The sequence below is a fragment of the Sediminibacillus terrae genome (assembly GCF_009602435.1).
Lineage (GTDB): Bacteria > Bacillota > Bacilli > Bacillales > Amphibacillaceae > Sediminibacillus > Sediminibacillus terrae.
Window position 1 is genome coordinate 477454 of the sequence record NZ_VZDQ01000024.1, and the last position, 8953, is coordinate 486406.

General features: G+C 40.0%; 8 protein-coding genes. 2 read left to right on the forward strand and 6 right to left on the reverse strand.

What is annotated here, in order from left to right; genetic code table 11:
• Nucleotides 1-10: 10 nt before the first annotated feature.
• The 4 genes from F6X55_RS13390 to F6X55_RS13405 all read right to left on the reverse strand — a co-directional run bounded on the left by F6X55_RS13390 (nt 11) and on the right by F6X55_RS13405 (nt 4758).
• Nucleotides 11-895: a carbohydrate ABC transporter permease gene (locus F6X55_RS13390; protein WP_153464010.1), complete on the reverse strand. Its 885-nt coding sequence runs from the start codon at nt 893-895 to the stop codon at nt 11-13.
• Complete coding sequence (locus F6X55_RS13395; RefSeq protein WP_026568849.1) at nt 896-1771, reverse strand: carbohydrate ABC transporter permease; 876 nt, start codon at nt 1769-1771, stop codon at nt 896-898.
• A 75-nt stretch (nt 1772-1846) separates the two neighbouring features.
• On the reverse strand, nt 1847-3181 hold the full coding sequence (locus tag F6X55_RS13400) for an extracellular solute-binding protein (protein WP_026772039.1): 1335 nt from the start codon (nt 3179-3181) through the stop codon (nt 1847-1849).
• 509 nt (nt 3182-3690) lie between these two features.
• Nucleotides 3691-4758 carry a GntR family transcriptional regulator gene (locus F6X55_RS13405; RefSeq protein WP_237648668.1) on the reverse strand — a complete coding sequence of 356 codons (1068 nt, stop codon included), beginning with the start codon at nt 4756-4758 and terminating at the stop codon, nt 3691-3693.
• A gap of 604 nt (nt 4759-5362) precedes the next feature.
• Here F6X55_RS13405 and F6X55_RS13410 point away from each other — a divergent pair.
• Nucleotides 5363-6187 (forward strand): aldo/keto reductase, encoded by an 825-nt coding sequence (locus F6X55_RS13410; RefSeq protein ID WP_153464016.1) that lies wholly within the window; start codon nt 5363-5365, stop codon nt 6185-6187.
• A 257-nt stretch (nt 6188-6444) separates the two neighbouring features.
• On the opposite strand, the gene F6X55_RS13415 is transcribed toward F6X55_RS13410, so the two are convergent.
• A complete protein-coding gene (locus F6X55_RS13415; protein ID WP_153464019.1) occupies nt 6445-7176 on the reverse strand; it encodes an SDR family oxidoreductase in 732 nt (243 codons plus the stop codon).
• A 2-nt stretch (nt 7177-7178) separates the two neighbouring features.
• Complete coding sequence (locus tag F6X55_RS13420; protein WP_153464022.1) at nt 7179-7451, reverse strand: Atu4866 domain-containing protein; 273 nt, start codon at nt 7449-7451, stop codon at nt 7179-7181.
• A gap of 270 nt (nt 7452-7721) precedes the next feature.
• Here F6X55_RS13420 and F6X55_RS13425 point away from each other — a divergent pair, with 270 nt between their 5' ends.
• On the forward strand, nt 7722-8603 hold the full coding sequence (locus tag F6X55_RS13425) for an AraC family transcriptional regulator (protein ID WP_153464026.1): 882 nt from the start codon (nt 7722-7724) through the stop codon (nt 8601-8603).
• Nucleotides 8604-8953: the final 350 nt, after the last annotated feature.

Here is an 8953-nt window from a genome sequence, read left to right on the forward strand (position 1 = left end):
CTCTCCTTTTTTACCCCTTTATTCCTGTAAAACTAATGCCCTTAACGATTTGTTTTTCAAAAATCAAGAACACGATAATCACTGGTATGGAAGCGATAGCATTTGCCGTCATCGGTAACACATATGCCTGTGAATAAGTTGCATTGAATACCGGGAGACCCACCGGTAACGTGTATAAATTCTCGGATAGGATAGATAAATAGGGCCATAAAAAGTTATTCCATGATCCAATAAAGGTAAAGATACCTATAGATGCCATTGCAGGTTTGGCCAACGGCAAGATAATTTTATAGAAAATCTTAAAATTGGAACAACCGTCAATAATGGCACTCTCAATTACCTCTTTCGGAACATTGTCAAAAAAGCTCTTCAATACAATGACGCCTAATGGCGATGCAATCATAGGCAATATTAAGCCTGCATAGCTATCCAACATATTTAGATTCTTCACAATCTCATAAAGCGGGATGATGGTGGCTTCTCCCGGAATCATCAATCCTAAAAGAAAGAAGATAAAGATGAAATTTTTGTAGCGAAACTTCATTTGAGAAATAGCGAAAGCTGCAAGAGACGTCAGGATCAACGTCAATATGGTTGTGATCGTTGCAACAAGAAAACTATTGAACAACCAACGTAAAATAAGACTGTCGACTACTATGTCAATATAGTTGGTAAAAGTAAAAGGCGGTAAAAACCAATCTAAAGGATTCGTTGTCGAATAGCCATTAGGTTTTAAAGAAACCAACAACATCCAAATAATCGGCAGAATGAATAAGGCGGCAACAATGAGCCCTACGGTTAACTTCCCTTTTCGTAATGGATCACGGTTTTTTTCTAATAAACTAGATACTTCTGTCTTCGACGTTGATTTTTTTTCTACATTAGGCTCACCCATTTATCGCTCCTCCAATCTTTGGTTCCGAAGTTGGATAATAGAGAGTATTAACAAAATAAAGAACAACGCATAAGACATGGTAGCAGCATAGCCTAGGTTGTTTTGTCTAAACCCTGCTTCATAAATATATTGAATGAGAGGTCTGGTTGCACCGCCAGGGCCGCCACCTGTGATCAACAAGATTTGTGCAAATACTTTATAGGAAGCCAGTATTTGCAATAACAAAATCACTTTCCCGATTGGAACAAGCTGCGGCAATGTGATATGACGGAATTGATCCCAACGACTTGCTCCATCTATTTCACTTGCTTCATACAAGGAATCAGGGATATCTTGTAATCCTGCAAGGAATAAAACCATATTAAAACCAACCGTCCACCACAAAGTGACTACTACAATACTTATCCAGGCAAGTACTTTATCTGCCATCCAAAAGGGTTCTGCTTCAATACCGACACTGTGCAGCACAGTATTAACAAAACCACTGTATGGTTGAAGCATAAAAATCGCTAGAAAGGAGATAACTGCTACGGATAAAATACTCGGCAAGAAAAACGAGCTGCGAAAAAAGGTTTGAAGCTTCGTTTTGATATTAGCTAATAGGGCTAAGCCTAACGCGAGCGCCACCATGGTCGGAGTTGTCAAGATAACAAATAATGTCGTGTTCCAAAGTGTTCGCCAGAAGTGAGGATCTCCAAACATCTCTTTATAATTTTCCAATCCTACAAACTCCATTTTTCTAACGAGAGTCCAATCAAACAAACTCATTTCCAATCCTTTAAATATAGGAAGGATCGTAAATAGTAGATAGGCCACAAAAAAGGGTAAAAGATAAGGAATTGCCTTCAAGTCTTGTATCCACGATTTTTTATTCATGCGTAACCCCTTTCCATCAAACTCTAAAGCTCCTAAGCTGGTTAGGAGCTTTAGATTAAAAGAGTTTTTCCCTGATTAGTCTATTAAGTCCTTGATTTCTTTCTCGATTGTTTTAAATGCCTGTTCAGCTGTAACTTCACCCGTCCAAACTAAATCCAAATTTCGTACCATGATGTCTTGCACACCTCTCCCATAAATGGTATGGTCTGCAAAATTAACATAATTCGCTACCTGAGCGTACTCACTACGGTATGGAAGCTCTTCATACTCTTCCGATTCTATAACCTTTGTTTTCGCAGGAATATGACCTGCTTTAGCCCAAATCGCCCCTTTATCCGTAGCAAAATCCATGAATTGAATTGCCGCCTTTTGTACTTCTGGATCAGCATTTTGATAATAAGGGATGACAAAGGTATGTGAATCTCCCCAAGTACCCTTTTGATCAAATACATTCGGTACTGGCATCGCCGAGAAGTCTAAGTCCTCCGTCGTTTCCCATGTTCCAGTGGCCCATACCCCCGTAGAAATAGCAGCAGCATTTTTAGATTGAAACTCCGTATAAAAATCCTCAAGATTTAATGGGACAACTTCACTATCATAATAAAAACCTCTCAAATAGTTAGCTGCTTCAATCGCTTTATCGACATCCAGGATATATTCAGGATTTTCCATATCCTCCTCGGACAAAATATGCTCCCCGCCAAGCTGGGTATAATAAGACCACCATAGACGGTAACTATCCACCCCTGCAGTAGAGAATGCCAAGGGGTATTTATCGTCAGGCAATTCGTCTTTGAGCGTTGTTAAGAAATTTACAAACCCTTCTGGTGTTTCCTCTATTTTTGGATTGCCGTTTTCATCAAGCAGCCCGGCATCACCCACAAGCTTGTTATTCAAATAAAGTATTTGTGCGTGTGTATCAATCGGTACTGCATAGTGCTTTTCATCATAAACAGTTGCTTCTAAAATATTGGAATTGAATTCATCCCAATTCACTCCGACTTCTGATCCCAGTGAATCCAATTCCTGCACAAGGCCTTGACTAATCAGTTCCGGCAACACACTTGTGTGCGATATGGCTAAATCCGGCCCCTTGCCCGCTGCAACACTGGTCAAAAGCTTTGTATAGTACTCATCATAATCCTGCATAACATTGTTTATATAGACATCGGATTGACTCTCATTGAATTCATCGATGATCTCTTGCATGTATTCTGCATCTCCACCACCAAAAAGGTTCCACATCACGACCTCTGTTGCACCCTCAGGTATCTTGACATCTGATTTACCATTCGTTTCGCCATTGTCAGCACCGCTGGCTTTATCACCCGATCCACCTGAACTAGAGCATGCAGCCAACATAAGGACGGTCAGTGACAAGACTACAGAGAAAATGAGACACTTTTTCATAACTTACTCCTCCTCCTCAAACATGAAAAAACAAAATCGAGTTACTTTTTAACAATTCAGAAATTTATAAAGCCAGCTTCGCAAAAGATTAATACATTTTTCTGTAATACGGAGTTTTTTAACATTGTTTTGCAGAAGAATGAAACCCGACCTTAGAGTTGCATCACGCTCCTTTGGCTTTATTGATGAAAGAACCGACCTACTTGCAACGAATGATTTCAACCTCTCACACTTTTTGTAACCGCTTACCAAGATGATACAATATTAAGTGTATCACTTATATAACATATTTAGTATAAAATATACTAAATATGTTTTTTATCGTATTGTTGCCTGATTCAAATCACACAGAGGGCATAAGCATCCCATCACCACCATGAATACCGATTAATAAAATAAAAAAACTCCCCCTTGTAATATGCAACAAGAGCACACATTACGCGGCGAAGTCAGAGTAGTAAACCGGATGGAATTTAACAAATGGCAGTTCCGAGGAAAAAAGTGGCTGCTTACAGGGAAGAAGCTGTAACAAATTCAACTGGGATAAATAACCTCTCCGGTTCATATTCATCATTTAGCTGCCTTACCAGTAAACAAACAGCAGTTTTACTAATTTCTTTTATATTTTGCTGAATATAAGATATTGCGGCATTCCTAGTCGGGTCAAACGAGACGATTTCTATATCTTGAGGGACTTGCATCCCGATCTCTCTTACAGCAGTGTACGTGTACTTGGCAAGCTCTGCATTCATGGAAAAGACCGCTGTTACACCTGGTCTGTCTTTTAAAAAAGTCCCTATGGTCTCTGTCGCCTGTTTTGAGATGATATCAAAGTCCAATAAACACCATAAATTCTTATTGATATTCAAATCCTTGTCTAAAAATGCCTTTTCAAACCCACTTATCCTTTCATTCGTTGCAGTGTTAGTGTTTGGCCGACTTATTAACCCTATATTTTCATGGCCTTTATCCAGTAAATAGCTAATTGCTTCATACGTACCATTTAGATTTTCTGAGCTGACACTATAAGTATTGATATTCTCTAAATATCTATCAATCAACACTAGCGGGAACTGATCTATTGTAAGCTTTAGGATTGCCTCATTATACGTTGCCTTTTCCGTTGGAAAAATGATCAGCCCTTTGACATTCAATTGACGAAACATATTGACTGCATTGGTTTCCTCTATTTGGGACTCTCGTGTAATTCTAATAATCAGTTCATACCCATTTGCACGTACATATTTTTCTATATAATTCAAAAGCTGTTGATCCACTTGCGTTTTCATGGTTGGTATAATAAGTCCGATTATCCCTTTGTATGAGAATTCAGCTAAAGGAGCAGCGGCTGTATATTTATTATTTTTTTTGATGAATGTTCCTTTTCCTTTTATCCGCTCAACGATACCTTCATCAGCTAATCCTATCAGTGCATTCTTACTAGTAATTTGACTAACATGATACTGCTGTGCTAATTCTTTTTCGGAAGGAACTCGGTCACCAGGCCGAAGTTCTCCTGATTGAATTTTATTTTTGATCTTTTCTTGAATTTGCTTATACAATGGTTCCGCCTTCATCCTCATCCACTCCAAACCCAACAACATAGTATATTAATTATATTAATCATACTATGTAAATCCGATTAATTCTACATGTTTTCTAATTAAATGGGGGATTTAATTGATAATTGATAATTATAATGACAAAAAAGACGCAGATGTTGTAAATCAACAACATCTGCGTCTTTCCTGTAGTATCACAAAACGTTAATAAATTCTAATTTAAGGACCTTTAATCCATTTATTCTTAAACTCTTAAATAAAATGTTGCGTATATATACGTACCTTTTTAAACTCAGAGATTAGACTCGTCTATTTTTGTTAAAACCTCAACATTTTTGATTCTAACCTGAATTGGTTTTCCATACCTTTATTCCTTTGGATCCTGTATCATTTCCCTTTCAATTTATATACATAATACGGAAATAGTTAGGTGGTCATCCTCTTCCTTTTTAGCGGATTAGAGGGCAATAGCACTATAGGGCATTAAGATTGTCAGTGCTTAGGAAAACACTAGGATTAATAACACATACCGAAAAGAATATAAAAGCAATTCCCCGGTTAGATTAATTGCATTCCCTTTATAAAAGTATTACGGTAAATAAAAAAGGAGAGTGAACCAATGAACTATATTACTTTAAACAACGGATTGAAAATGCCCCAGCTCGGATTCGGAGTATGGCAAGTAGAAAATGACGAGGCAACAAAAGCTGTATCCAAAGCGCTTGAAGTTGGTTATCGCTCTATCGATACCGCGATGATCTACAAAAATGAAGAAGGTGTAGGAAAGGCGATCAAAGAATCATCCGTTCCACGCGAAGATTTGTTTATCACGACAAAGGTTTGGAACAGCGATCAAGGCTATGAAAACACCTTGCGTGCCTTTGATGAAAGCCTGGAAAGACTCGGCCTGGACTATGTTGATCTATACTTGATCCACTGGCCGACACCGGAATATGATGACTATGTGGACACATACAAAGCGATGGAAAAGCTTTATAACGACGGCCGCGTCAAAGCGATCGGCGTTTGCAACTTTGAAATTGAACATCTACAACGTCTGCTGGACGAATGCGACGTAAAACCAGTTCTAAACCAAGTCGAATGCCATCCACATCTGGCCCAAAACGACATCAAGGAGTTTGGTGCAAAGCATGATATCTTTGTGGAAGCATGGAGCCCATTAGAACAAGGTGGAGAAATCCTAAAAGACGATGCTGTCAAAAATATCGCAGCGTCCCATGACAAAACACCAGCTCAAGTAGTGCTGCGCTGGCATCTGCAAAACAACACGATTGTTATTCCTAAATCCGTAACGCCTTCCAGAATCGAAGAAAACTTTAACGTTTTTGATTTCGAGCTGACCAATGAAGAAATGGAAAGCATTAATAGCCTTAACCTGGACAGAAGGAAAGGCCCACATCCGAACGAAATGAATAAACGGTAAGTTTTTAATAACACACTAAAAAGAGACAGTTTTTGCTGTCTCTTTTCCACTTTTTCTAAGTGGATTACCATCAAAATAACCAGAATTAACTTAAAGGGTTGATTAACAAGCGTTAATCAGCTTTTTCGGTGGTTAAACAGATTTAGGTTAAGAAAAGGGAAGAGTACTGTCTTGTTAATAGTTATCAAGAATTTATATACTCATCCCCCAATTGGATTTCTAATCCTCTCACATACTAGTCTCTGCCTAAGGTTTCCTCACACCATTGGTTTAATGACCACTTCACTTACGTCGGTATTTTCTGGCTGTTCAAGCGCATAGACAATAGCGCGAGCAATGGCCGTTGCTGGCAGAGTGGTACGCCGGTATTCCTTCATGAAGTCCCTTGCATCGTTGTCGGTAATGCTATCAGCTAGTTCTGATTCCGTTACCCCTGGCGATAACAGGGTTACACGGATATCTTGCCCCACAGTCTCTTGACGCAATCCATCCGTTATTGCACGCACTGCATATTTGGTCGCGCAGTAGACAGCAGCTGTCGGACTAACTTCGTAGGCACCGGTGGAAGCGATATTTATGAAATGACCGTAGCCTTGTTTTTTCATGACAGGAAGACCAGAGGCAATGCCATGGAGGACGCCGCGAATATTGACATCAATCATGCGGTTCCATTCCTCAATCTTCAATGCTTCCAAAGGAGAGAGCGGCATTACCCCTGCATTGTTGACAATAGCATCCACTCGTCCAAAACGACTTTGGGCTAATCTAATGATTGCCTGCATCTGTTCTAATTCTGTCACATCGAGCTGTTGAACGACTACAGAACCACCATCCGAAAGAATGTCAGATGCCAATGCTTCTAGTCTTTCCATACGTCTTGCCCCGATAACAAGATGAACGCCCATGCTTGCAAGCAGTCGGGCTGTTGCTTCACCAATTCCGCTGCTTGCCCCTGTAATCACAACAACTTTTTCATTAAGTGCAGACATTATTAATTGCTCCCTTCACTGAGTTCTTCTAGATATAACACCATACCTGCATGGTAAAGCACCCCGTTGATAAAATCACCATCGGCAGTAAAGCCTGTATCATCAACATATTCGATATGATTGCCCTTGATGGTATAGTTGCCTTGGTAGGCACTTTTGCGGTCACCACGGGCTTCGTCGTATCGTCCGTTCGGAAGCAGCTCGTGACGAATATAACCGTCCGCGGTCACCCAGGTTCCCAAATAGGGATGTAAATGATCATGTTCTTTTTTCATTTCATAACCTCCTTTCATATTTAAACGATGGATGGCACTCCATTTTTTGCAGGATAAGATAACACAAATAAAGCGTACCAAAGAGCGAATAACAGAAACTTGCTCAATTTCTACCCCTCCAAATAAAGTGGCTCATCATAAATTCATTATGAACTTTTGAGCCAAAGAGGGGGTAGCGGAAAAATACACAATTATTGCCTAATACTCCAATAAAATATAGTATAGTGTAAGATATCTATAAGTTTGCTGGAAAAGATGGGGGAGTTGTCCATGGAGCAAATGAAGGAATTAGCAGAGCTGATTGAGAGAAATGTAATGACGGATGGAACGCATGAGACGTCTATAGCAGGCTTGAGGTTTGTTCGTTCCTCTCGGATTTCCGAACCGGTTTACTCTGTTTATGAACCGTCCCTATGTGTTGTGGCCCAAGGATCAAAATTGGTCTTGCTCGGGGAAGAAAACTACAAGTATGATTCGGCCAGTTATTTGACTGCTTCCGTACATTTACCGATCACCGGGCAAATTGTAAAGGCTACACCTGAAAAACCTTATTTATGTGTTCATTTGCAGCTTGAAATGAGTCAGATCTTTGAAGTCGTTCAATCATCGAATCAAGAAATCCCTAGTAGCTCCCCAGGACGTGGACTGGAAGTCAGCCGGATAAATGGCTCGCTCCTCGAAGTGGTATTACGGCTTATTCGGCTATTGGAGAACCCAAAGGATATACCAGTCCTAGCTGAAAGTATCAAACGTGAAATTATTTACCGGGTACTACAGAATGAACAGAATGAGTCCTTGAAGCATTTTGCACTCGTAGGTAGTAAGGCCCACCGGATTGCAAAGGCGATTGGGGTGTTGAACAAAAAATTCGCTCAGCCCTTGAAGGTTGCCGATTTGGCGAAAGAAGCTAGAATGAGCTCCTCCTCCTTTTACAATCATTTCAAGGAAGTCACGGGCATGAGTCCAATCCAGTATCAGAAACAGCTCCGGCTGCAGGAAGCACGCCGATTGCTTTTAACGGAAAACATGGAAGCAGCTGAGGCAGCGTTTCAGGTAGGTTATGAAAGTCCATCGCATTTCAGTCGGGAATACAGCCGTAGGTTTGGCCTGTCCCCAATGAAAGATATACGACTTCTGCGGGAAATGTTTTAACCCATGACTGTTTCACTTCGAAATGGGTATTTGGAGTGCAACTCCAAATCTGTCGGGGTATCTCTTGAAAAATTCCCTAAAAAAGAATTACCATCCTACCCAGACTTCTATTTGTGCCTTCGACTTTTCATACTGTTACATCTACACCTGAAAAAGAATATAAAAAAACACCTATTCTTTTAACTGACCTGTAAAAAACCAGTAAAAGAATAGATGTCAAATTTGATTATTGCAGTGAAAATGAGCCACTTATGCGGAGTTTTGAGCCAGTCATTGCGGAGGAAAGAGCCGCCCTTTGCGGAATGCAGGGCCACTATAAATAGAAAAAGGAAAAGCCTCCTGTATAATAA

Coding starts and splice junctions, on each gene's coding strand:
- F6X55_RS13390 (WP_153464010.1), bottom strand. CDS start 895: ATGGGTGAGCCTAATGTAGAAAAAAAATCAACGTCGAAGACAGAAGTA.
- F6X55_RS13395 (WP_026568849.1), bottom strand. CDS start 1,771: ATGAATAAAAAATCGTGGATACAAGACTTGAAGGCAATTCCTTATCTT.
- F6X55_RS13400 (WP_026772039.1), bottom strand. CDS start 3,181: ATGAAAAAGTGTCTCATTTTCTCTGTAGTCTTGTCACTGACCGTCCTT.
- F6X55_RS13405 (WP_237648668.1), bottom strand. CDS start 4,758: ATGAAGGCGGAACCATTGTATAAGCAAATTCAAGAAAAGATCAAAAAT.
- F6X55_RS13410 (WP_153464016.1), top strand. CDS start 5,363: ATGAACTATATTACTTTAAACAACGGATTGAAAATGCCCCAGCTCGGA.
- F6X55_RS13415 (WP_153464019.1), bottom strand. CDS start 7,176: ATGTCTGCACTTAATGAAAAAGTTGTTGTGATTACAGGGGCAAGCAGC.
- F6X55_RS13420 (WP_153464022.1), bottom strand. CDS start 7,451: ATGAAAAAAGAACATGATCATTTACATCCCTATTTGGGAACCTGGGTG.
- F6X55_RS13425 (WP_153464026.1), top strand. CDS start 7,722: ATGGAGCAAATGAAGGAATTAGCAGAGCTGATTGAGAGAAATGTAATG.